26 protein-coding genes are annotated in these 23,515 nt (G+C 59.0%); 24 read left to right on the top strand and 2 right to left on the bottom strand.

Features of this window, described 5'->3' with window-relative positions; genetic code table 11:
* Nucleotides 1-182: 182 nt before the first annotated feature.
* The 14 genes from ppiC to JKV55_RS19050 all read left to right on the top strand — a co-directional run bounded on the left by ppiC (nt 183) and on the right by JKV55_RS19050 (nt 15,359).
* A complete protein-coding gene (gene ppiC, locus JKV55_RS19115; RefSeq protein WP_202088705.1) occupies nt 183-464 on the top strand; it encodes a peptidylprolyl isomerase PpiC in 282 nt (93 codons plus the stop codon).
* A gap of 32 nt (nt 465-496) precedes the next feature.
* A complete protein-coding gene (locus JKV55_RS19110) occupies nt 497-2,119 on the top strand; it encodes a DUF2813 domain-containing protein (RefSeq protein ID WP_202088703.1) in 1,623 nt (540 codons plus the stop codon).
* A gap of 34 nt (nt 2,120-2,153) precedes the next feature.
* Entirely contained in the window at nt 2,154-2,882 is a 729-nt protein-coding gene (locus JKV55_RS19105; RefSeq protein ID WP_202088701.1) for an HI_1241 family integral membrane domain, read from the top strand.
* A gap of 92 nt (nt 2,883-2,974) precedes the next feature.
* Nucleotides 2,975-4,111: an MFS transporter gene (locus JKV55_RS19100; RefSeq protein WP_202088699.1), complete on the top strand. Its 1,137-nt coding sequence runs from the start codon at nt 2,975-2,977 to the stop codon at nt 4,109-4,111.
* A 140-nt stretch (nt 4,112-4,251) separates the two neighbouring features.
* Entirely contained in the window at nt 4,252-4,620 is a 369-nt protein-coding gene (locus JKV55_RS19095) for a cytochrome b562 (protein WP_202088697.1), read from the top strand.
* Nucleotides 4,621-4,861: 241 nt separating this feature from the next.
* Nucleotides 4,862-5,335: an outer membrane lipoprotein gene (locus JKV55_RS19090; protein ID WP_202088695.1), complete on the top strand. Its 474-nt coding sequence runs from the start codon at nt 4,862-4,864 to the stop codon at nt 5,333-5,335.
* A gap of 568 nt (nt 5,336-5,903) precedes the next feature.
* Entirely contained in the window at nt 5,904-6,863 is a 960-nt protein-coding gene (locus tag JKV55_RS19085; RefSeq protein WP_202088693.1) for a helix-turn-helix transcriptional regulator, read from the top strand.
* A 69-nt stretch (nt 6,864-6,932) separates the two neighbouring features.
* Complete coding sequence (gene hrpA / locus JKV55_RS19080; protein ID WP_202088691.1) at nt 6,933-10,808, top strand: ATP-dependent RNA helicase HrpA; 3,876 nt, start codon at nt 6,933-6,935, stop codon at nt 10,806-10,808.
* 215 nt (nt 10,809-11,023) lie between these two features.
* Nucleotides 11,024-11,311: a 50S ribosomal protein L25 gene (gene rplY, locus JKV55_RS19075; RefSeq protein ID WP_202088689.1), complete on the top strand. Its 288-nt coding sequence runs from the start codon at nt 11,024-11,026 to the stop codon at nt 11,309-11,311.
* Between the two features lie 144 nt (nt 11,312-11,455).
* Complete coding sequence (locus JKV55_RS19070) at nt 11,456-12,775, top strand: methyl-accepting chemotaxis protein (RefSeq protein WP_202088687.1); 1,320 nt, start codon at nt 11,456-11,458, stop codon at nt 12,773-12,775.
* A gap of 346 nt (nt 12,776-13,121) precedes the next feature.
* Nucleotides 13,122-13,553: an acetyltransferase gene (locus tag JKV55_RS19065; RefSeq protein ID WP_202088685.1), complete on the top strand. Its 432-nt coding sequence runs from the start codon at nt 13,122-13,124 to the stop codon at nt 13,551-13,553.
* Nucleotides 13,554-13,629: 76 nt separating this feature from the next.
* Nucleotides 13,630-14,124 (top strand): P-loop nucleotide/nucleoside kinase family protein, encoded by a 495-nt coding sequence (locus JKV55_RS19060; RefSeq protein WP_202088683.1) that lies wholly within the window; start codon nt 13,630-13,632, stop codon nt 14,122-14,124.
* A gap of 96 nt (nt 14,125-14,220) precedes the next feature.
* The gene (def, locus tag JKV55_RS19055) at nt 14,221-14,736 is read left to right on the top strand and encodes a peptide deformylase (protein WP_202088681.1); all 516 of its coding nucleotides are present in this window, start codon (nt 14,221-14,223) and stop codon (nt 14,734-14,736) included.
* 161 nt (nt 14,737-14,897) lie between these two features.
* Nucleotides 14,898-15,359: an RDD family protein gene (locus tag JKV55_RS19050; protein WP_202088679.1), complete on the top strand. Its 462-nt coding sequence runs from the start codon at nt 14,898-14,900 to the stop codon at nt 15,357-15,359.
* 139 nt (nt 15,360-15,498) lie between these two features.
* Here the strand turns inward: JKV55_RS19050 and tnpA are convergent, their stop codons facing one another.
* Both tnpA and yegD read right to left on the bottom strand, forming a co-directional pair.
* Nucleotides 15,499-15,684 carry an IS66 family insertion sequence element accessory protein TnpA gene (gene tnpA / locus JKV55_RS19045; RefSeq protein WP_202088677.1) on the bottom strand — a complete coding sequence of 62 codons (186 nt, stop codon included), beginning with the start codon at nt 15,682-15,684 and terminating at the stop codon, nt 15,499-15,501.
* A gap of 147 nt (nt 15,685-15,831) precedes the next feature.
* Nucleotides 15,832-17,190 carry a molecular chaperone gene (gene yegD / locus JKV55_RS19040; RefSeq protein ID WP_202088674.1) on the bottom strand — a complete coding sequence of 453 codons (1,359 nt, stop codon included), beginning with the start codon at nt 17,188-17,190 and terminating at the stop codon, nt 15,832-15,834.
* Nucleotides 17,191-17,411: 221 nt separating this feature from the next.
* Between yegD and JKV55_RS19035 the strand changes: the two genes are divergently transcribed.
* From JKV55_RS19035 to JKV55_RS18990, 10 genes are all read left to right on the top strand, one after another.
* The gene (locus JKV55_RS19035; RefSeq protein ID WP_202088672.1) at nt 17,412-17,645 is read left to right on the top strand and encodes a hypothetical protein; all 234 of its coding nucleotides are present in this window, start codon (nt 17,412-17,414) and stop codon (nt 17,643-17,645) included.
* Between the two features lie 110 nt (nt 17,646-17,755).
* Entirely contained in the window at nt 17,756-18,244 is a 489-nt protein-coding gene (locus tag JKV55_RS19030) for a GNAT family N-acetyltransferase (RefSeq protein ID WP_202088670.1), read from the top strand.
* A gap of 194 nt (nt 18,245-18,438) precedes the next feature.
* Entirely contained in the window at nt 18,439-19,224 is a 786-nt protein-coding gene (locus tag JKV55_RS19025) for a DUF5602 domain-containing protein (RefSeq protein WP_202088668.1), read from the top strand.
* 78 nt (nt 19,225-19,302) lie between these two features.
* Nucleotides 19,303-19,797, top strand: a complete 495-nt coding sequence (locus tag JKV55_RS19020) for a GNAT family N-acetyltransferase (RefSeq protein WP_202088666.1) — start codon at nt 19,303-19,305, stop codon at nt 19,795-19,797.
* An 82-nt stretch (nt 19,798-19,879) separates the two neighbouring features.
* Complete coding sequence (locus JKV55_RS19015) at nt 19,880-20,185, top strand: NIPSNAP family protein (RefSeq protein ID WP_202088664.1); 306 nt, start codon at nt 19,880-19,882, stop codon at nt 20,183-20,185.
* An 82-nt stretch (nt 20,186-20,267) separates the two neighbouring features.
* Complete coding sequence (locus JKV55_RS19010; protein ID WP_202088662.1) at nt 20,268-20,774, top strand: DUF3087 domain-containing protein; 507 nt, start codon at nt 20,268-20,270, stop codon at nt 20,772-20,774.
* A gap of 7 nt (nt 20,775-20,781) precedes the next feature.
* Nucleotides 20,782-21,018: a DUF3565 domain-containing protein gene (locus tag JKV55_RS19005; protein WP_237333008.1), complete on the top strand. Its 237-nt coding sequence runs from the start codon at nt 20,782-20,784 to the stop codon at nt 21,016-21,018.
* 75 nt (nt 21,019-21,093) lie between these two features.
* The gene (locus JKV55_RS19000; protein WP_202088660.1) at nt 21,094-21,651 is read left to right on the top strand and encodes a GNAT family N-acetyltransferase; all 558 of its coding nucleotides are present in this window, start codon (nt 21,094-21,096) and stop codon (nt 21,649-21,651) included.
* Between the two features lie 84 nt (nt 21,652-21,735).
* A complete protein-coding gene (locus JKV55_RS18995) occupies nt 21,736-22,230 on the top strand; it encodes a VOC family protein (protein WP_202088658.1) in 495 nt (164 codons plus the stop codon).
* Nucleotides 22,231-22,786: 556 nt separating this feature from the next.
* Nucleotides 22,787-23,404 (top strand): hypothetical protein, encoded by a 618-nt coding sequence (locus tag JKV55_RS18990; protein ID WP_202088656.1) that lies wholly within the window; start codon nt 22,787-22,789, stop codon nt 23,402-23,404.
* The last annotated feature ends 111 nt before the right edge of the window (nt 23,405-23,515 follow it).

Genomic DNA, 23,515 nt, shown 5'->3' with positions numbered 1-23,515 from the left:
AGGCGCTGTGGGACGGTTGGCTCACACTGATGCATTACGTCGAGTCCTATGAGTTGCTCAAAGGACTCGACTTGTGACTAAGAGTCAGGCTTCCAGCTTCCAGCTTCCGGCTTCCGGCTTCCCCCCATCCCCGGTTTTTGGCACACTTGCCCTTTGTTTCCTTATTTATCCGGACTTCTTCAATGGCAAAGCGAGCCTGTGCCCTGCACATACTGGTTAAAACCGAAGCCGAGTGCCTGGCGCTCAAGCAACAACTGGACAAGGGCGCCGACTTCGGCAAGCTGGCCAAGAAGCACTCCATCTGCCCGTCCGGCAAGCGCGGCGGCGACCTGGGCGAATTCAACAAGGGCGACATGGTCGGGCCTTTCGACAAGGCGGTGTTCGGCGGCCCCGAGCTCAAGGTGCAGGGACCGGTGAAAACCCGTTTCGGCTATCATCTGATCAAGGTGCTCTATCGCAGCTGACCGCCAGCTCCTTTCCCCAACGGATATCGCACATGTACCTTGAACATATTCAAATCCGCAATTTCATGGGCCTCAACCAGATGTCACTGCACCTGGATCAGAGCACGGCCCTGATGGGGGAAAACTCCTGGGGCAAAACCAGCCTGTTCCGGGCCCTGTGGCGGCTGCTGGGGCAGGGGGCCTGCTGCTACCAGTTCGTGGAAGACGACTTCTACCGCACCGAGCAGAACACCACCGCCGACGAACTGCAGATAGTGCTCAGCTACCGCGAGCACAGGCCCGGCATCAGCGAGCATTCCGCCCGGCTGGGCCGGCTCGAACCGGTGTGGGTCAGGCACAGGGACAATTACCACCGGGTGCATTACCGCGCCCGGGCCAGGCGAACCGCGCAGGGCGTGGTGAGCGAGCACGACTTCGTCGACGCCGCCGGCATCCCCATCGAGCTGGACAATGCCGCCCAGCTGGCCCATTACCTGATTGAAATGAACCCGGTGTTCCGCCTGCGCGACTCTCGTGGCGCGCCCGAAGACCTGCCCATCGTCAACCTGAACGGCGACTACGAGCAACTGCTGACCCGCCTGAGCGAGCAACTGGCGGAAGAAGAAGAGCTGAGCCAGCAAGACATCAAGGCCGGGCTGGATGCGGTGCGCCAGCTGTTCGAACACTACTTTACCCCCCAGGGCGCCACCAGCCGGGCACCGCGCCGGGCCAAGGACATCGCCGTGCACCCGGTGACCCTGAGCCAGTTGGGCAAGCTCAACGACTGGCAGCCGATGGGCGAGGAAAGCGGGCTGTCGCTGGCGCTCTCGGCCGTGGCCCGCACCATACTGCAGGCGCGGGGAGGCCGCCCCATCGAGGTCGGTTCCCGCCCGCTGCTGCTGATAGAGGATCCGGAAAGCCGGCTGCATCCCACCATGCTGGCGGTCACCTGGGGGATTTTGGAGCGGTTTCCCGGCCAGAAGCTGGTGACCACCAATTCCGGCGATCTGCTCTCCGCCTTTCCGCTCAATCACCTGCGCCGGCTGGTGCGGGTGGAGCATGAAACCCGCAGTTTCCATATCGGTAACGAGAAATACAGCGGGGAGGACATGCGCCGCATCGCCTTCCATGTGCGCATCAACAGACCCATGTCGCTGTTCGCCCGCTACTGGCTGCTGGTGGAGGGCGAAACCGAGATCTGGCTGCTGTCTGAACTGGCGCGGATCTGCGGTTACGTGCTGCCCGCCGAGGGCATCCGCATCATCGAGTTCGCCCAGTGCGGCCACAGCCCGCTGATCAAGGTGGCGCGCGACTTCGGCATCGGCTGGCACCTGCTGACCGACGGTGACGAGGCCGGGCAGAAGTATGCCCAGGGCGTGCGCAGCATGCTGCGCGGCGAGCGGGAAACGGATCACCTGACGGTGCTGCCCCGTTCCGACATCGAGCATTATCTGTTTTATAACGGCCTGGAGCCGGTGTTCCGGCAAGAGGCGCAAATTCACGACAAACACACCCCGGCCTCGCGCATCATCGAACGGGCCCTGAGCCGGCGCAGCAAGCCGGGCATGGCGCTGGCGGTGGTGGAGTCCATCGAATTGCAGGGCCCGCAGCTGGTGCCGGTGGAATTACGGCGGATGTTTGCCCGCATAGTCGCGCTTGCCCGCCGACAACGGTAAACTAGCGCGGTTTTAATCGAAGGAGAGAATACTGATGACTGAACTGTTGCCGGCGCGGCTGTTTGCGCCTCTGGCACTGACCGCCATCGCGGCGCTGGGCCTGCTGCTTTGGGTATTGCGCAACGGGGATCTGTGCCCGGGCCAGCGGCGGCGGATCAGTGACGGCCTGCTGTCGACCTGGGCGGTATTCGGCCTGGCGCTGATGCTGGGGGTGGAAGCCGGCGCGCCCCGGCCCCTGCTGTGGCTGGGCGGCCTGGCCCTGGCGGCGGGGCTGGGCAGCGTGCTGTATCAGGCCCGGCTCCAGGGCAAGCGCAGCCTGGGGCTGAGCTGGCACTATCCGGCCCTGGGCCTGGCCCTATTGTATGGCCTCTGGCTCGGCTGGCGGATGGGGCCGGTGTGGGCGCTGCTGGCCGCCGGTACCGGCGGTTGCGTCTTTGCCCACCTGATCATGGTACGCGCCAAACACCGGCTGCAGGCCTTCAACACCCTGCTGCCGCTGGCGGGCTCGGTATTCGGCATCTTGTGGTTGCTGGCCCTGCTGGTGCGGGCCGCCGGGGTCGACCAGCAGCAACTGCAGCCGCTGGTCATGCCCTTCGTGCAGGTGAGCGGTGCCGTGCTGATCGGTGCCCTGGTGTGGTTCGCGCCGCTGCTACGAAAAGAGCAGACCAAACCGCCGGTGATCGCGGTTGCCGCCTTGCTGATGATCGGTGCCCTGACCCTTGGCCAGGGTATTATCTGGCATATTTCCGGTAACATTGGTTAAACATGAAATTTTTGCGCTAACTCACAAATTTTTCTCGTTGTACTTGCCATTTAGCCCCACCTAGAATGCGCGCCTCAAAATTCGGAGGCGCCATGCATTTAATCCCCCTGTACACCCATTTGATCCTGCTGACCCTGGGCAACGCCTTCCTGGTGACCCTGGTGGCCGTGTACCTGAATGATCTGGGGGCACCGGCGGCGCAGATCGGCCTGGTGGGCTCCGCCTTCTACCTCGGCATGCTGGGTGCCAGCTTTTTTGCCGACAAGCTGATCCAGCGCCTGGGCCATGTGCGCGCCCTGATCCTCTGCAGCATTACCCTGGCCCTGGCGGCGGTGGCCCTCACCTGGACCAGCCTGCTGCCCCTGTGGCTGGCGCTGCGCATGGTGGCGGGCATGGCGGCGGCGGTGAGTTTCGTGGCGGTGGAAAGCTGGGTACTGGGGGTGGCGCCGCTGCATCGCCGCTCCAGCGCCATGGCCCGCTACATGCTTATCTATTACTTCAGCTACGGCATCAGCCAGCTGTTCATCGACTGGATCCCCACCGCCGGTCATGGCGGTTTCTGGCTGGCCACTGCCCTGTGCGGCCTGGCCTTGCTGCCCCTGCTGTGGGCGAGGCGCCCGGATCTGAGCGCCGAGGGTGGTGCCAATGCCAACAGCGGCAAGCCGCCCCGGGCCGACCGGGCCCTGGGCCTGGCGGGCTGCCTGGTGGCCGGCATGCTGCTGGGCGCCCTCTATGCGCTGATGCCCATCCAGCTGCAGCAACTGGCCCGGGGCGATGAAATCGGCCTCTACATGGCCTGGCTCATCCTCTGCGGCATGGCCTTCCAGCTGCCCAACGGCAGCCTGGCCGATCGCCTGGGCAAGCGCACCATGATGGCGGCGCAGACCCTGATGATAGGCGCCGGCTGCCTGTTGCTGTGGGAGTTCGGCGGCGACGGCGTGCTGATCCTGGCCTTTGCGCTGCTGGGGGCGGGGGTGTTCACCCTCTATCCCACCACCATGTCCTACGCCTGCGGCAAGATGCACGGCCGGGCCTTGGTGAAGATGACCCAAAAGCTGATGTTCGCCTACAGCATCGGCTCGCTCACCGGGCCCATGATAGCGGGCATGATGCTGGAAAAATTCCAGTCCGGTCTTTTCCTCTTTATCATACTGCTGGTGGCGGGCTGGGCCCTGTGGCTGCTGCTGGTGCGCCTGGTGCTGGACAAGCCCCTGGGCGACGCCGCCTGATCAAGGAGGGGCCAGCAGTGGCCCCTTTTCATTCATCCCGCCTGGCGGATCGGCTATAGTTGCCCTTCATTTCAAGCAACACAGGTATGCCGATGCGTTATTTGTCTACTTTATCCCGTTGTATGCTGGCCGGTTTACTGGTGGCTGCCCCCCTTTCCGGGGTGCAGGCCAGCCCCGTGGTCAATCTGGAAACCACCATGAAGAATATGGGGCTGGCCTACAAGCAGGCGCACCGGGCCGAGGATATCGACAGCCTCCTGCCTCGCCTGGCGGAGCTGGCGGAACTGACCGAAACCGCGAAACAGGCGCCGTTTCCGGCGGATAAGGCCGACCTCTATCGGCAGGGCCTGCGCGAGGTGCTGGCTGCCATCAACGCTGCCGAACAGGCGGCCCTGGCCAACGATCACGCCCTGGCCCAGCAACGGCTGCAGCAGGTGGATGAACTGCGCAAGCAATACCACAAGGAACGCCGGGTCAGTTGGTGGCATATCCTGTTTGGCGGTGCCTGATGATGCCATGGCCTCCGCTGCCGCAAACGGGGGGAGGCCATGACATCATCGGGGAACAGGCCGGTTCCGCCATTTCCTGACGCCTTTCTGCGCGTGTTTTTTCCTTATAAATCATCACGGGGTACACTGGCGGTAGCGGCTGGCGCCGTCAGCGAATGAAACCAGCCGTGGAAACAGCGGGTCTATACTCTCAGCAACCCACAAAATAATGAATTCCTTTAAGTTCAACAGGGGGGAACTGATGAAACTGAAAGCACTATCCATCATCACAGTGGCGGGGGCGCTCAGCCTGGCGGGCTGTGCCAATCCCGATGTGTATTCCGGCGACGTATACAGCGGCAGAACCGCCAAGCAGGCGCAAAGCGTGACCTACGGCACCGTGGTATCGGTGCGGCCGGTCACCATTCAGGCCGGTGAAGAAAACCCCAACCTGATCGGCACCGTGGGTGGCGGCGTGGTCGGCGGTGTGCTGGGCAGCCAGGTGGGGGGCGGCACCGGTCGTTCACTGGCCACCGCGGCCGGCGCCATTGCCGGCGCCATGGTGGGCTCGCGGGTCGAGGACAAGGTCAGCCAGGTCAGCGCGGTAGAGCTGGAGATCCGTACCGACAGCGGCGAGCACCTGGTGGTGGTACAAAAGGCCGATCGTACCTGGCAATCGGGCCAGCGGGTGCGGATGATCGGCTCCGGCAGCAACATGAGCGTGGCGCCGATGTAAGGTCAAACTGGAGAAAATAAAAAGGCGCCTCGAAAGGCGCCTTTTTTATTAACAGGAAATATTGTTATTTCTTAGTGTTTTACAGTCCTGTCTTCCCGGGCTCAGTTAAAATTGTGCCAAGGAAGGTGCAGAAACGGCGATTAAGGCCGCACAGACTGTAAAAATGACGGTTACAACTAACTCTTTCATTTTTTACCTTCCTCAACAGTGGGCTGCAAACACAATATACGGCCATGCTGTTGCCTTTTCAATCGGTATTTTGCAATTTTTTTGGATGTTGGCTGACATACGCCTTCTAGCGTCTATTTTTGGCAGTTTAACTCGCCTTTACAGGCGGGTGGGGGCCGGTGGCAGGCACGGTTTATGGTGATTTATTATTATTTAAATTCAATTTAAACAATAAGTTAGTTTGTTTTATAGGGTGCTGGTGCAGTTTGGGGAGGCTGAGATGCTGTATCCCGGTGGTGCCGCGTTATCTTGAACTTGGCCGTCCTCCGTGGTCAAAAATCGTCCTCCCGACTAGGCTTGGTGATGATAAAAATACCAATAATGGGCGGGAGAGAGCGAAATGAAGCATGCGGATATGCTGTTGCCGTTGTTTACGCGGCTGTATCACTGCCATACCGGCAACGAGGCCTACGGCCCCATCTTCGATGAATTGTGCCGGGTGCTGGATATCGAGGGGATCACCCTGGTGCTGGCCCCGCCGGAGCTCGGCCGGCAGCAGCCCCAGCAGTATCGCTGCTTCGACGGCGGCACCGGCTACCGGCCGTTGAGCACACTGCATCCCTTGCTGCATCGCTGCCAGACGCGGCTGACGAGCCGGCACTGGTTCCGCTCCCTCTATATGCCCGGCAGCCATTGCCGCGGTGCCCTGGTGGTGACCCTGAAGGGCGATTATGAGCCGTTGGCGTCCCCGTTGCGCTGGCTGGCGCTGCAACTGCAACTGTGGCAGCTGCACTTCTGGCAGCTGAGCCGGTTGCGCGCCCATAGCCGCTGCCTGGAGCAATGGGCCAACCTGTCGGATCGGCCGCAACTGATGGTGGACGAAGGCGGCCAGTTGCTGTTTGCCAACCAGAGTGCCCTGGCCCTGCTGCGGCAGGGGGCGACCCTGATGCGGGATGAGGCCGGCCAGTTGCTGATGCAGGGCGACAAGGGCGAGGTTATCCGCTTCGGGGCCGTTATCCACGGCCTGGACGACGGCTGCCAGCAGGTGATGAAAATGCCCTGCGCCTTTCAGGTGGCGCACCTGATCCGCCTGCCGGAAAGCCGTTACTGGCTGGTGATGATCAAGGATCCCGGCCTGCCGCCCCGGCTGGATATCGAGAGCCTGGCCTGCCTCTTCTCCCTGAGCCGGGCCGAAAAAGCCCATCTTCGCCTGCTGGCCTGGGGCTGCGACAGCAGGCAGATTGCCGAGCAGCGCCATGTCAGCCTGGAAACCGTAAAAACCACCCAGCAGTCCATCTACCATAAAACCGGCTGCCATCGTCATGGGGAACTGCTGCTGTTGCTGCAGGCCATGAGCTGACGGCTCCATTCCCGCCCCGCTTTCTGCTAGACTGCGCGCCAGTTTTAACATGAGCGAATGGGGTTGGGTTTGGCGCAGTCGGTTGAACAATTGCAGGCAAGGCTGAAAGAGTGCCGGGGCGCACAGCGGGGGCGGTTTCGCCGCCGCTTGCAGGGGCTGGAAAAGCTGCCCGAGGCCAAACGGCAGAAAATACTGGAGGGCATCGCCCTGGAAGTGGCCACCTCCATGGCCGAGCGGGCCCGCCGGCAACAGTTGCTGCAAAGCCCCATCCAGTATCCGCCGCAACTGCCGGTAAGCGACAAGCGCGACACCATCAAGGCCGCCATTCGCGACCACCAGGTGGTGATCATCGCCGGCGAAACCGGCTCGGGCAAGACCACCCAGATCCCCAAGATGTGCCTGGAGCTCGGCCTTGGCATCGAGGGCACCATAGGCCACACCCAGCCCCGGCGGCTGGCGGCCCGCAGCGTGGCGAGCCGCCTGGCGCAGGAGCTGGGCTGCGAGCTGGGCGAGCGGGTCGGCTACAAGGTGCGCTTCAACGACCAGGTGAGCAGCGAAACCCAGGTCAAGCTGATGACCGACGGCATCCTGCTGGCCGAGATCCAGCAGGACCGGATGCTTCGCCAGTACGACACCATCATCATCGACGAGGCCCACGAGCGCAGCCTCAACATCGACTTTATCCTGGGTTACCTGAAGCAGCTGCTGCCCAAAAGACCCGATCTCAAGCTGATCATCACCTCGGCCACCATAGATCCGGAGCGGTTTTCCAACCACTTCGAGGGCGCGCCCATCATTTCGGTGTCCGGCCGCACCTACCCGGTGGAGCTGCGCTACCGCCCGCTGGTGGAGGACGACAGCGAGCGCGACCAGCTGCAGGGCATTTTCGATGCGGTGACCGAGCTGACCCGCGAGGGCCCGGGCGACATCCTCATCTTTATGAACGGCGAACGGGAAATTCGCGACACCGCCGACGCCCTGAACAAGCTCGAGCTGCGCCACACCGAAATAGTGCCGCTCTATTCACGGCTGTCCAACGCCGAGCAGAACCGCATTTTCGAATCCCACACGGGCCGGCGCATCGTGCTGGCCACCAACGTGGCGGAAACCTCGCTCACCGTGCCCGGCATCCGCTACGTGATCGATCCGGGCACGGCGCGCATCAGCCGTTATTCCTACCGCACCAAGGTACAGCGCCTGCCCATCGAGCCCGTGTCCCAGGCCAGCGCCAACCAGCGCATGGGCCGCTGCGGCCGGGTGGAGGCGGGCATCTGCATCCGCCTCTACGGCGAGGACGACTTTTTAAACCGGCCCGAGTTCACCGACCCGGAGATTTTGCGCACCAACCTGGCCTCGGTCATTTTGCAGATGCTCTCCCTGGGGCTGGGCGATATTTCCGCCTTCCCCTTTGTGGAGGCGCCCGACAAAAAGAACATCTCCGACGGCATCCGCCTGCTGGAAGAGCTGGGCGCGGTCACCGGCGAGCAGGGCGACCTCAAGCTCACCCCCCTGGGCCAGGATCTGGCCCGGCTGCCGGTGGACCCGCGCCTGGCGCGCATGGTGCTGGCGGCGCGCGAGCACGGCTGCGTGACCGAGGTGATGGTGATCACCGCCGCGCTCAGCATCCAGGATCCGCGCGAGCGCCCGCTCGACAAGCAGCAGGCCGCCGCCGAGATGCACCGCCGCTTCGCCGACGGCGATTCCGACTTTGTCGCCTACCTGAACCTGTGGAACTACCTCAAGGAGCAGCAAAAGGCGCTGAGCGGCAACCAGTTCCGCAAGCAGTGCATCAAGGAATTCTTGAACTACCTGCGGGTGCGCGAGTGGCAGGACATCTACAGCCAGTTGCGGCTGGTGGTGCGCGAGCTGGGTTTTGCGCTGAACAGCGAGCCCGCCGACTACAACAGCCTGCACCGGGCGCTGCTCACCGGCATGCTGAGCCAGGTGGGCATGCGCGACGGCGACAAGAAGGAGATCCTGGGCGCGCGCAACGCCCGCTTCGTGCTGGTGCCGGGTTCGGCCCTGGCCAAGAAGCCGCCGCGCTGGCTGATGGTGGCCGAGCTGACCGAAACCCAGCGCCTCTACGGCCGCATCGCCGCCAAGGTGGACCAGCAATGGCTGGAGGAGGCGGGGGCGCATTTGCTCAAGTCCAGCTACAGCGAGCCCTACTGGTCCAAGAAGCAGGGCGCGGTGATGGGCTATGTGAGCCAGAGCCTGTTCGGCCTGCCGGTGGTGGTGCGCCGGCGGGTGAACTATTCCGAAGTGGATCCCAAACTGTGCCGCGAGCTGTTTATCCGCCAGGCGCTGGTGGAGGGGGAACTGGCCACCCGCCATGAGTTCTTCCACCACAACCGGGCCCTGCTGGAGCAGGCCGAGGCCCTGGAGCACAAGTCCCGCCGCCGGGACCTGGTGATCGACGACGAGACCCTGTTCCGCTTTTACGACGAGCGGCTGCCGGCGGACATCGTCTCCATCCGCCACTTCGACAAGTGGTGGCAGCAGGCGCGCAAGGACAACCCCGAGCGGCTGCACTTTACCGAAGAGATGCTGCTGAACGAGCGGGCAGGGGCGGTGACTACCCGCGATTACCCGGACGCCTGGCAGCACGACGGCCTGAACCTGGCCCTGGAGTACCAGTTCGAGCCGGGCAAGGACGAAGACGGGGTGACGGTGCGCATTCCGCTGCCGCTGCTCAACCAGGTGGCGGCCGAGCCCTTCGAGTGGCAGGTGCCGGGGCTGCGCCGGGAGCTGCTGATCGCGCTGATCAAGTCCCTGCCCAAGCCGATGCGCAAGCACTTTGTGCCGGCGCCCAACTTCGCCGAGGCGCTGCTGGCGGCCATGACCCCCTTCGAGGGCCGGCTGCTCGACCAGATGGAAAAACACCTGCGCCGCATGACCGGGGTGACGGTGCCGCGCGAGGACTGGGACTGGAGCGCGCTGCCGCCCCACCTTATCATGCGCTTTGCGGTGCTGGACGCGGACGGCAAGGCATTGGCCGCCGGCCGGGATCTGGAGCGGATAAAGCTCGCCCTGCAGGGCCAGGTGCAGACCGCCCTGACCCAGGCGGTGGACGACGACCGCTTCGAGCAGGAGGGGCTGACCGCATTTCCCGCCCGGGCCATTCCGCAGACCTTTGCCGCCAAACGCGCCGGCTTCGAGGTGAAGGCCTATCCGGCGCTGAGTGATCAGGGCGACAGCGTGGCGCTGCAGCTGTGCGAGGACGAGCCCAGCCAGGCCCGCACCATGTGGGACGGCCAGTGCAAGCTGCTGCAGCTGCAACTGCCGTCGCCCATCAAGTACCTGCAGGACAAGTTGCCCAACAAGGCCAAGCTCGGCCTGTATTTCAACCCCTACGGCAAGGTGCTGGATCTGGTGGACGACTGCATTCGTGCCGGTGTCCACCAGTTGATGCGCCAGTACGGGGCGCCGGCCTGGACGCCGGAGGCATTCGCCGCGCTCAAGGACCAGGTGGCCGGCGAGCTCAACCCTACTGTGGCGGCCATCGCCCTGCAGGTGGAAGAGGTGTTGAGCCGGGCCCAGGCCATCAAGAAGCGGCTGAAGGGCAAGATCGATCTCGCCATGGCCATGGCGATGTCGGACATCCAGGCCCAGCTGGACGGCCTGATCTTCCGCGGCTTTGTTACCGACACCGGCGCCGAGCGGCTGAAAGATCTGAGCCGCTACCTGGAGGCCTTGAGCCGGCGCCTGGACAAGCTGGCCATAGACCCGCACCGGGACCGGGCCCACCTGCTGAAGATCCAGCAGGTGCAAACCGCCTACCAGGCGCTGCTGAACAAGCAGCCCAAGGGCAAGCCCCTGGCCCCCGAGGTGAAGGAAGTGCGCTGGATGATAGAAGAGCTGCGCGTGTCCTACTTCGCCCAGACCCTGGGCACCCCCTACCCGGTATCGGACAAGCGGGTACTGCAACAGATAGAAGGGTTGTAACAAGCCGGAAGCCGTAAGCTGGAAGCCTGAAGAGGGCGGGCATCAAGATCCCGAGTCGTGCCTGGCGACTCGGGGCGCTTGCAAGAGCCCACATCCTCCACCATCATCCTTCCAGCTTCCAGCTTGCCCCGTTAGGGGCTGTGTGTTACCATCCGCGCGCTTTTTACAGGCGAAGGCCGGTCGCAGCTTTCGCCACTAACCTTAGAGAGAAAATTATGTCATTCGTATTTGAAGCCGAAGTTCGTTCAGACCTGGGGAAAGGTGCGAGCCGCCGCCTGCGTCATGAAGACAAAGTACCCGCCATCGTTTACGGCGGCGACCAAGAGCCGGTAGCCATCGCCCTGGACCACAAAAAAGCCATCATCGCCCAGCAAAACGACGCTTTCTACAGCGACGTGCTGACCCTGGTGATCAACGGCCAGGAAGTAAAAGTGAAGCTGCAAGACGTTCAGCGTCACCCCTACAAGCCCAAGCTGGCTCACCTGGACTTCGTTCGCGCCTAATCGCGACAAGCTCCAAAAAAAACCGCCGCAAGGCGGTTTTTTTATGGGCGCCACATGGCGTTATGTTGCTTGGGCAGATTAGAATGGCGCCTTGTAAACGATAATTATTATTTTTGTAGCCATAATTTCGCGTGGATAACAACAATGTTTAATAACAAAAAGCTGCAACAAAAAATCGACGAGCTGGAAGCGGAGCTGGGCATCTTCCACAGCATGCAGCAGGACTTGCGGGAGGAGATGATCTACTTTTCCCTCGACCAGGAAGGCCGGCTGCTTGACGCCAACGACCGGCTGTTCGAGTCCCTGGGCTATGGCCGGCACGCGCTGTTGCAGCGCCCGCTGACGGACATTATCGTCAAAAAATCCATGGACAAGCCCCATTGCCGGCACATGCTTGAGGCCATTGGCCGGGGGCGGCACTGGCATGGCGCGTTGCAACTGGTGGGCCATAACGGGCAGGAAGTCTGGTACAGAACCATTATCCAGCCGAAAGCCGGGAGCGGAAACGGCAAGGGCGCCACGGAAATGGCGGCCTACTCGACCGAGCTGACCAGAACCATTTCCCGCTCCCGCGAGCAGGAAGACATGCTGGCGGCCCTGCACCGCTCATCGGCGGTGATCGAATTCAGCCTGGATGGCCTGATCCTGAACGCCAACGACAATTTTCTAAAGGGCATGGGCTATGGCCTGAGCCAGGTAACGGGCAAACACCACCGCATGTTTTGCGATGGGGACGAAGCCGGCTCCGATGCCTATCGGCATTTTTGGCAGCGTTTGCGCGCGGGCGAGTTCGTGTCCGGCCGATTCCGGCGGCTCGACAGCCAGGGCAGGGTGGTGTGGCTGGAAGCCTCCTACAACCCCATTCATGACGAAGAGGGCGAGCTTTACAAGGTGGTGAAATTCGCCACCCTGATCACCGAGCAGGTCAACCGGGAGCTGGCCACGGCCGAAACCTCGGACATCGCCTATGACATTTCCAAATCGACCGACGACAACACCCTCAAAGGCATGGAAGTGATCGACGCCACCCTTGGCACCATGCATGAACTCTCCCGGCAAATGGGCAACGCCAGCAACGGCATTTTCGAGCTGGACTCCCAGTCCCAGCGCGTGGCCGAGCTGGTGGCGAGCATTCGCGGCATTGCCGAACAGACCAACCTGCTGGCCCTCAACGCCGCCATCGAGGCCGCCCGGGCCGGCGAGCAGGGCAGAGGCTTTGCCGTGGTGGCGGACGAGGTCAGAAAACTGGCCGCCCGCACCAGCGCGGCCACCGAAGAGATCATCCAGGTGGTGGCCGAAAACAGAAAACTGACCGAAAACGCCGTGGCCTTGATAGAAGAAAGCATGACCAAGGCCCAAAAGGCGCTGGCGCTGGCCAACGACGCGGGCGAGGTGATGCAGGCCATTCAGCTGGGCGCCCGCCAGGTGGTGGACGCGGTCAGCCAGTTCAAACAAAACCTGTAACGACCGCATAAAAAACCACCACTTGCGCATTTTGCACCGCCATTTTTTCTGTTTGCAATTGCACCCGACGCCTTCTTCGTCGCAGAATAGATGCAAATGAAACTGTGGTGGCAGGAAGTGGCGGCCTGTAACGTCCGGGCGGTAGCGTGCCCGGGCGACCTCCTTATCCCTCGCCTGCGCAGGCCCCGGAACAAATATGCACCTGCGCGTTTTTTACAGACCGCTTCTATTTACAAGTTGCCAGCTTGTTGAATAATAAAGGGTTTTGGCTATATCCAAAATGGATGCAGGCGCGTATATGCGCATGCGCAGTATTAAAATGTTAAATTTTTAATTGAGTTAAGTGATGAACATTGAGATTGTAGAAAAATCAGACCACCTTAAGCTAATCGAAATCTGGGAATCCTCAGTCAGAGCAACGCATGATTTTTTGGCCGAAGATGATCTACAGGAGTTAAAGCCGTTAATTCTGGAGCAGTACTTTGACGCCGTTGATTTAAGGTGCGCTAGAAACGGTAATGGCGAAATACTGGGATTCTGTGGTGTACATGATGGCAATATTGAAATGCTGTTCATTTCACCTGATGCGCGCGGCAAAGGTGTTGGTGCTCTGTTAGCGGCCAATGCAATCAAAGATCAGGGAGCTACCAAGGTTGACGTGAATGAGCAGAATGAGCAAGCGCTTGGTTTTTATCAGCATATTGGCTTTTCGGTAACAGGCCGGTCACCAGTAGATGGTCAGGGGAAGCCTTATCCGCTTCTGCATATGGCGCTATAAAAATTTAACAAGGCCAGGCAAGCGACGCCAAACGGCGGCGCGCCTGCTAGCGGCGTTATCCAATACGAGGTAAGAGATGAACAAAGGAGTATTGACGTTTTTCTGCGGAAAAATGGGTGCAGGTAAAACTACCAAGTCTCGTGAAATCTCTCAAGAACGAAACGCCGTGCTTCTCTCAGAAGATGAGTGGCTTTCATCAATTTATCCGAATAGCATCAAGACATTAGAAGATTACGTTGAATATGCTGGTCGGCTTAAGCCTCAAATGAAGAAACTGGTTCAGGCTATCTTGGCGTCTGGCACTAATGTAGTAATGGACTTTCCGGCAAATACAATTCCGCAACGAGAGTGGTTTAAAAGTATTTTCTCAGAAATCCAGGCTCCACATGAGCTGATTTACATCGATCAGCCAAATGAGATTTGCTTGGGGCAAATCGCAAAAAGACGGACAGAGCAGCCACAGAGGGCGGAAACTGATACGGAAGAGATGTTTGAGCTTGTTACAAAGTACTTTGTTGCGCCCACACCTGATGAAGGGTTCAATACAATCGTAATCACGGCAAATGCATAACAATCGAAGACACCGAAACGGCTTTTTCATTGTGGCTTCGCTTCCATTGCAAAGCCGTGCGTGCGGCGGTCGTTAGGCTTGAGAATAAAGGTAAATATGGCGGTTTTAGAAATTCTTACTGCACCAGACCCAAGGCTTAAAGTTAAAGCTGAAAAGGTGCAGGATATCCACTCTGTACAGACATTGATTGATGATATGTTGGAAACACTTTATGCGACCGACAACGGCATTGGTTTGGCTTCAACCCAAGTTGGCCGTAAGGAAGCGGTTGTTATTATCGACCTTTCAGATAATCGGGATCAGCCATTGATTCTGGTGAATCCAGAAGTAGTTAGCGGTACGAATAAAGCGTTAGGCCAAGAGGGGTGTCTTTCTGTTCCCGATTATTATGCCGATGTGGAGCGTTATACTTCTGTTGTGGTATCAGCTTTGGATCGTACGGGTAAACCCATCACCATTGAGAGTGATGACTTTCTTGCTGTCGTAATGCAGCATGAAATCGACCATCTGTCGGGTAATTTATTTATTGACTACCTTTCACCTTTAAAGCGTGAAATGGCCATGAAAAAGGTTAAAAAGTACGTCAAGTCGTCCCTTCAAATACGCGTATAATAAACGCATAAAGAGATTGCGTGAAGCACTCAACCCGTATGTCGCTTTCCTCTGGTCATAGACCAGGGCTGATGCGTCAAGGTTCAAAAAATACACGCCGTGATATCGGACTCTCAGCCCCTTAACCAAACGTTAGCCACATAAACCTATAGGAGAAGAAAATGCAATCTGACGAGTTGGAATATGTAGGATTCTGGCCGCGCTTTGGCGCATCCTTGATCGACTCGATTTTGCTCGGGATCATCATTTGGCCGATTCTGATCGTGTTCTATGGTGAATCATATTGGGTAAGTGAGCGCTTTATTCTAGGCCCAGTGGATTTTCTGGTGTCTTGGGTATTTCCCGCTGTTGCAGCGATTTTATTCTGGGTGGCAAAACAAGCGACGCCAGGAAAAATGGCTGTGTCCGCAAAAATTGTTGATGCAAAAACTGGCAACGCCGCGACTGCGGGACAGTTGATCGGGCGCTACTTTGCGTACTACTTATCATTGATACCGCTGGGCCTTGGGTTTGTTTGGGTTGCCTTCGATGGACGTAAGCAAGGCTGGCACGATAAAATTGCCGGAACAGTTGTTGTGCGGAAGAAAAATCGCGGCCCTAAACCCGTTGCATTTAATGGCTAATAAGGCGCTGCGGGCCAGAATGGGTTGATGAACAATCGTCATTATGAAGTTAAAGACGGTTTGATTTATTTCTATGCCAACGGCACCTTTGTCTTTGAACTGGCCGAGGATGGCAATTCGCTGATCGCCGCCAATGCCTTTACCAAGCAATGGGCCGCGGAACCTCGGGCTGAGCGGGTTCGTCCCCGGCCAGCTTGCGGCGCCAGTAGCTGAACTGGTGGTAGGACAGCGCGTACTGCTTGCAGAAGGCCGCGCCGGACAGTTCAGAAGCGTGCCAGTCGGCCAACTGTTGCTGCCAGTACAGCTGGCGTTGCTGGGTGGTCATGACGGATCCCTCGTTGCTGTTGCGATGGGATCAGTGTGGCGCGGTCAGGGTGCGGAAAACAGGTGCTGATTCTTTGGCGCTTACGTTTAAGGCGATTAACGATCAGGAGTGATAAATTTTAATCGCCTTGAAATGTGGCTATTTTTATTATGAGTAAATAGTCCGGGCCCAACGTGTCAGGCCGGCGGTAACACTGCCGAAATGGTCACCTATGACAATAGGGGTATGCTGAAACTGCTGTTTTAAAAACTGATTTAATATGGGAGATTTAGCTGTGCCTCCAGTAACAAATACCACATCAGGCTGACAGTTGGCCTGAGTAATGGCATCTGCCATTAGTGCGGCTATTGCTCTCAGTTCGCGCTTGCATGCCTTGGCAAAGCCATCCCTATCCAGGTCGACGGTCAGTCCGTCATCGATGTCGGATAAATCTACTTGCTGTTGTATTTGATCCGTTAAGGCAATTTTGCTCTGCTCTGCGGCGTTGACCACACGATAGCTCAATTTTTGTTGTTGCACGGTTAACAAGCGTCTTAATAACCGAGGCTGCTCCGCATCACGGATCAGCTGTTGTAAAAAACGGCCATTGGCGGCACTATAAAATTCGGTTTGATGAGTAATGTTGTTAATTGCAACAGCTTGCCAGTAACTGTTGGTTGGCATGGACTTTCCCGTTTTCAACATGGTATCCATGCCAAAACTTGGCATAATACCTTTAAGCGCAAAGGTAATGTCAAAATCATTACCGCCAATACGCTCGCCACTGTGGCTTAATAGGTCACCGGTTCTATCTTGTGAAGCGGCTTGTTTGGGGCCCATTAACAACATTGAGCAATCCGTGGTGCCGCCGCCAATATCCACTACCAGAACCCTGGTTTCCTTATGCAGGCTGGCTTCATACTCAAAGCCCGCGGCAACTGGCTCAAATTGAAATTCAACATCTTTAAAGCCGACGCGCTTTGCGGCATTGGTCAATATTGTCAGTGCTTGCTGGTTACTTTCTTCACCACGTAAACCTTGAAAATTAACAGGGCGGCCGATAACCGTTTGGCTAACAGTTCTTCCGAGTGCTGATTCGGTGAGCATTTTTATATTGCTCATCATGGCCGCAACAATGTCTTCAAACAATTCAACTTGCTGTGGCATTAAACCGCTGGCGCCAAGGAATGATTTTGGTGACTTTATGTAGTAACCTTCATCTGGCTCTTGCAAGTAGTTGTTTAATGCTTGCTGGCCAAACGACAATTCAGTTGGGCAGCCATCCAATGTAAGCTCTCTTAATACTGCTTGTCCTTTTTGTAATTGCCTTTGGCGTTGCTGCTGAAAGTTTTTTTGCTCTGACAATGGCAAGTGTTTGCACAGCCAGTTGACAATGACATCACGACTCGGAGCATACAACGTTGACGATATATATCGACCATGATCACCTAAAGGTAAAATTTTGGGGTTATTTCCTTCCATAATACCGACAGCACAGTTTGATGTACCGTAGTCAAATCCGATCATGTTGATGTCCAAAAGCAAAAAAGGCCGCGTAGAATACAGGGATATTCATCACCAGACAAGGTGAAGCACCATGAGGCTCCGTTATTCAGGGTGTTTTTATGAAGCCGGATTTTGATCAAGCCCTCCAGGATCACCTGCCGCCATCGCTGGTCGGGATATAGACGCCTTCAAGTCACATCTCACGCGCGACGAAACGCTGTATATCATAGTGCAGAACGGCTATGCGTTTACCACGCCGGCGGAGCTCCGATGTTCTCATCCGGGCGGACGGCCGCTACGCGGTGGGCAACGCGGGCGGGCGCTACAGCCTGTTCGAGGGCGGCGCCCTGCACTTCACCGGCACCATGGCAAACGCCAGCGGCAAGTTTTCCGTGAAGACCGGCGGCAAGCCGCAGATCGATCTTGTGTTCAACGGCGATGCGCGGGCCTCCATGAGCTGCCCCAAGGCGGGTTGAACAGGCGGCTTGATGCCTGGCGTCGGTAAGCGGCGCCGGATCCTGGAGGCGGCCAAGAACCACTACCGTATTATTCGAGAATGATAAAGATGCAACTGATTACTCCTAGCATGGCGTTTGAAGCGAGCTACCGGGACTATGTCGCCGAACTCGGGGACGAAGAACGTTATCCCTTTCCCATGGATTTCGATCACCGCGACTTTCCCGCCATGCTGGCGCGGATCAACGACTTTGCCACGGGCAAGAACCTGCCGGCGGGCTACGTGCCCAGCACCACCTATTGGCTGGTGCAGGGCAACAGCCTGCTTGGGGTATCCAACCTGCGCCATTATCTGAATGATCGGATCAGGCACATGGGCGGGCATATCGGCCTGGGTATCCGGCCTGGTTACCGTGGCCGGGGGCTGGGCTCGGTACTGTTGCGGCTGACCATTGCCCAGGCGAGGGCGCGGGGGCTGGAGGAGATCCATGTGCATTGTGAACAGGCCAACAGGGCCTCGGCCCGGATGATAGTGGCGAATGGTGGTGTGCTCGACTCGGAAGTGGCCGGCAGCGGCGGCTACGGGGTGGTGCAGCGTTATCTGGTAACAGCCCCCTGAGCACAGGATAAAGAGCCCGGCCGGCGCGGCCCAAGCGCTTGCAAGGCCCGCCGCCGCGGGCGGTGAGGGCAGGGGAAGCCATTAATGTGGTGCGGGCCCTGGCGCTAACGCGGCCCCGGCACCATTCTTGTCGAACGGGCCGGCGCATCCTTTATGGCGCCGGCAATTCAGGACGAGAACAAGAGGGCTCCCGTATGATACAACCCAGTCCAGTTGGCCGCGGCCACAGATATGCGTTGCTTGCGCTGGGCACGGCGCTGCTTGCCGGCTGCCCCATGCCTGATCAGGAGGCTTCCTCCCCGGCGGGAACCTACGAGGGCCCGCCGGTGGACATCGGCCAGGGGCAGGCGCGTACCTTCGTGATACTGGATGAGCAGGGGCAGGCCCAAACGCTCGGGATCCGGCTGAGCGAGGCGGCATTGTCCGGCCTGCCGGCCACGGGTGAACGGGAATACCCGCTGAGCCTGCCCATGGAAGCCGCCGGCACCGGCTACGACCATGTTACCGTTGACTGGAACCCCCACGGCCATATCCCCCCGGGCATCTACGACAAGCCCCACTTCGATTTTCACTTCTACGTGATCGACGCCGAGCAACGCAATGCCATCACCGCCGTGGGTGAAGATCTGGAGCGGGTGTTCAAGGCGCCCGAGCCCGCCCATATGCCGGCGGACTACGTGCTGCCGCCGGGTACCGAGGTGCCGAGAATGGGAGCCCACGCCATCGATCCCGGCAGTGACGAATTCCAGGAAAAGCCGTTCACCCAGACCTTCATCTACGGTTTCTACGACGGGCGCATCGTCTTCGTGGAGCCGATGGTAACGCTGGAGTACCTGGCCTCCCGCCCGGATGTGTCGACCCCGGTCAAACAGCCCGAGGTCCATGATCCCGCTTTCGCCTACCCCAGCAGCTATGGCGTACGCTACGATGCCGCAAACGCAGAGTACGAGATCACGCTGGAGGGGCTTGTCCGGCACTGATCCGTTCCGGGCCGAGGCGTGCTGTTTTAACCAGCGTCGCTAAAGGCCCGGTTATTCAAACAAGACAAAGGACCCACCTTGACCATTACCATCCGCCATTGCGAACTTTCGGACAATTCCGATCTGTTCGAGATCTACCGCCATACCGCCGTGACCGAAAACTCCTCCCAGCTGCCCTACCTCAGCCGCGAACAGGTGGCCGGGCTCTTTCATCAACCCGGCCATTACACCCTAGTAGCGGAGCAAGAGGGGCGGGTGGTGGGGCACCTGACCCTGTTCCTTAGCCACAAGCCGCGGGAGCGGCACGGCGCCATGCTGGCGATAGCGGTGCATCCCAACAGCCAGGGCCGGGGCGTGGGCCGGCGGCTGATGCAGGCGGCCATTGAGCAGGCCGACCACTGGCTGAACCTGGTGCGGCTGGAGCTGGAAGTGCAGGCGGATAACGCCCCCGCCCAGGCGCTGTATCGCAGCCTGGGGTTCGAGCAGGAAGGAGTAAAACGGCTGGCCACCTTCAAGGCGGGGCGCTACCAGGATCTGGTGATGATGGCGCGCATCCGCCCCGAACTGGTGTAATGGTCATGATTTACAGTTTGCTCTGCGCCACCTTGTGGTGACGGCACATCAGCACCTTAACAACGGATTTCAAGGAGACACCATGGTTACCTGTTACCTGCGCTATATCATCGATCCCTACAAGCTGGAGGAATTCGAATACTACGGCCGGATGTGGATCCCCCTGGTCGAGAAGTTCGGCGGCCGGCATCACGGCTACTTTATGCCGTCGGAAGGGGCCAACAACGTCGCCCTGGCGCTGTTCACCTTTCCCAGCCTGGCGCTGTATGAACAATACCGGGCCGCCTCGCTGGAGGATCCCGCCTGCCAGGCGGCGTTCAGATACGCGGAAGACACCCGCTGCATCCTCAGCTACGAGCGCAGCTTCTTCCGGCCGCTGTTCGAATAAAGAACGGGAGGCGCCCCGGTTTGGGGCGGGGGCGCTTTCGTGCTTATAATACGGCCATTTTCACCCAATTTTTCAGGCTGTTATGAAACTCACCCCGATAGACAAAACCCGTTACCGCCGCCACCTCAACCTGGTGTTTGTGGGCTGCGCCCTGGTGCTGGCGGCCCTGAGCCTGGCCATTTCCCAGCTGCTGATCCGCGTTTTCCCCAGCCCCGACGGCGGCCACTTCCACTGGAACCTGCTGGGCGTGGTGGCCGGCGCCCTTATCCTGGGCGGCGGCCTGAGCCGGTTGCGGCACCATCCCTTTCTGGCCGAGGTGGTCTATGTGTGGGAGCTGAAACAGCAGCTCAACAAGATCAGCCGCAAGCTGCGCCCCATTGAAGCCGCCGCCCGCCAGGGCGACCGCAACGCCATGCTGGCGTTGCAGTTCAGCTACGCCGGCTCGCGCCAGCTGTGGCAGCTGGACGACAATACCCTGGTGATGGACGAGCTGGCGGCCAAGCAGGCCGAGCTCGACCAGCTGGCCGGGCGGCACGGCCTGGTGCTGAACGCGGACGACTACGACCCGCGCCTGCTCGAGCGGTTTTAACGCCGGCATGGAGCAGGCCATTGCGGGTTACCACCGGGATGAAGAAGGGCACTGGGTGGCCGAGCTGCGCTGCGGCCATTTTCAGCATGTGCGCCACCAGCCGCCCTTTATCAACCGGCCCTGGGTGACCACCGCCGCCGGGCGGCAGGCCATGCTGGGGATGATGCTGAATTGCAAAAAATGCGACCGGGGCGAGCCGGCGGACCGCCTTGCCCCGGACCGTCCTTCGTCCGAAGAAGCCTAAAGCCCGCACCGGGCGGCATCTGCTCGCCCGGTCGTCGGCAGGCCTTGCCGGGCAGTCATTGAACAGGGAAACACCATGGACCATCCCATTTCGCTGCATACCCAACGCCTGCGCTTGCGCCAGTGGCGGCCCGAAGACAGGGCGCCCTTCGCTGCCCTGAACGCGGATCCGGAGGCGATGCGGTATTTTCCTGCCCCCCTGAGCCGGGCCCAGAGCGATGCGCTGGCCGATCGCATTGAGGGGCTGATCGCCGAACGGGGCTGGGGCTTCTGGGCGCTGGAGTGCCGGCAAAGCCGGGCTTTTCTGGGCTTTACGGGCCTGCATGTGCCCGCCGCCGAGCTGCCCTGTTCGCCCTGTGTGGAAATTGGCTGGCGCCTGGCCCGGGAACACTGGGGGTGGGGCTACGCCAGCGAGGCGGCGTCTGCCTGCCTGGCGTTCGGTTTCGAGCAGCTGGGCCTTGGCGAGATAGTGTCGTTTACCGCCCTGGACAACCTGCGTTCCCGGGCGGTGATGGAGCGGCTCGGCATGGTGGCGGGCGCCGCCACCTTCGAGCATCCCGCCGTGCCGCTGGGCTCGCCCCTGCGCGAGCACTGCCTTTATCGTTTGTCGGCGGCATCCTGGCAGACCCGCTAGCCCCGCCGACAAAGGCTGCCGTTATACTTGAGGGGGTGACCCGGCCCAGGCGCACCGGCCGCCGGACCCGCAAGGAGAGCAGCCATGGCAACCCTCAAGCACAAGATAGTGCCCCACCTGTGGTTCGACCGCGAGGCGCAGGAGGCTGCCGAGTTTTACACTACCATCTTCGACGATGCCCGCATCACCAGCCGGGTGACCATCTCCGACACCCCCTCGGGCAGGGTGGAGGTGGTGAGCTTCGAGCTGCTGGGGCAGCCCTTTATGGCCATCAGCGCCGGCCCGCTGTTCCGCTTTAACGAGGCCATCTCCTTTATGGTGAAGTGCGACAGCCAGCAGGAGATAGACGACTACTGGCAGCGGCTGTGCGCCGATGGCGGCCAGGCGGTGGAATGCGGCTGGCTCAAGGACAGGTTCGGGCTGTCGTGGCAGATAGTGCCCGCCATCATGGATGAACTGCTGCAAAACGGCAGCGCGGAGCAGGTGGCGCGCCTGACCCAGGCGATGCTCGGCATGAAAAAGCTGGATATCGCCGCCCTAGAGCGCGCCTGGCTGGGGCAGGATCCGGCCGGAGACTGACAGCGGGCCGGCGTTAACCCGCAGTCGTGGCCGGCCAAGGCCGCCACAATAAAAGCGCCGCCGGCAGGGCGGCGACTCTGTCTTCGATATCCAGTTGTGCAAATAATCGCCACTCGGCGCGTTTTGCATCCCAAATCCGCCTTTTTGCAATTGCCAGCCTCCGTCACCCCGTCCAGAATAGTCGCATATGGAAACCGTGCTGGCAGGAGATGATGGCCTGTAACATCAGGGCGGTAGCGTACCTGCCAGCAATGCCGTGCCGGCCGTAGGGTCCATTTCAATGGACCAAAGAGGTCGCCTCATCGGATCTCTTGGTTGGCAGTAGGAGCAGAGATATGATTTTTTATTATTCAATAAGTTACGAACAACTCTCAAAAACATCCGTGCCCGAAGTAGGCGGTTATCGAGAATGCGTGTTCTACACTTTCAAGAAAAACGTGATTTTGGGAAAGTTTTAGTAAAATTAGAGTGTTATCATCGCTTTTTGATCTGTGTGAATGCAGGTTATCAAGCCAGGTCAATATACAATTATTAGAAGCCAATTGAGTATCAGTATATGGAATTGTTTAAAAAAATAATAAGCGTAATCCTTGGGCTCATAATGCTCGTGGCGCTGATATACGGCGTGTACTGGCTGGGTCTAGAGCTGATCGAGTTGCTGGCAAAGCTTCAGAACGAAGTTGTAGCAGCGCTAATTGGCGCCATGGCGACGGTTTTTGTTGGTATCGCCGCGGTAATAATCAGTCAAAAGCAATCCAAGCAGCGAGATATCGATGAGTCACACCGTCCAAAGAAGGTAGAAATATACACAAAGTTTCTAGATGCTGTATCAGGTCTAATGGCCGCGCAAAATGAGAATGTATCTAAAAAGGGCATGACCGACCAAGAGCTGGTTAATTATCTTGTCGAGTTTAAAACGGAGTTGCTCTTGTGGGGTTCTCCTCAAGTAATAAAAAGACAGCTTGAGTTTGAAGAGGTCTCGCGAAGCAACGGGAATATCTTTACTGCGGTGAACAACCTTTACAAAGCTATTAGAGAAGATATAGGGCTAAGTAACAAAGGACTAAATTCACACGAACTTGTCAAAATGTACCTTAGTGATCCGGGCGAGCTAGATGAGATTTTAGCTTCTAACAAATCAATGCAGCCGACCGCTAAAGCGTCAGCTGATTGAAGCGTTATAGCTACAGGGGGCACTCAGCAATGTATAAAAATAAATTTATAGCATTCATCGACATTCTAGGGTTTGGATCTTTGGTTGAAAAAAGTGCTGAAATTCCTGATA

The sequence above is a fragment of the Zobellella iuensis genome (assembly GCF_016746085.1).
In the GTDB taxonomy this organism is placed as follows: domain Bacteria; phylum Pseudomonadota; class Gammaproteobacteria; order Enterobacterales; family Aeromonadaceae; genus Oceanimonas; species Oceanimonas iuensis.
This window is presented reverse-complemented; position numbering and strand designations above follow the sequence as displayed.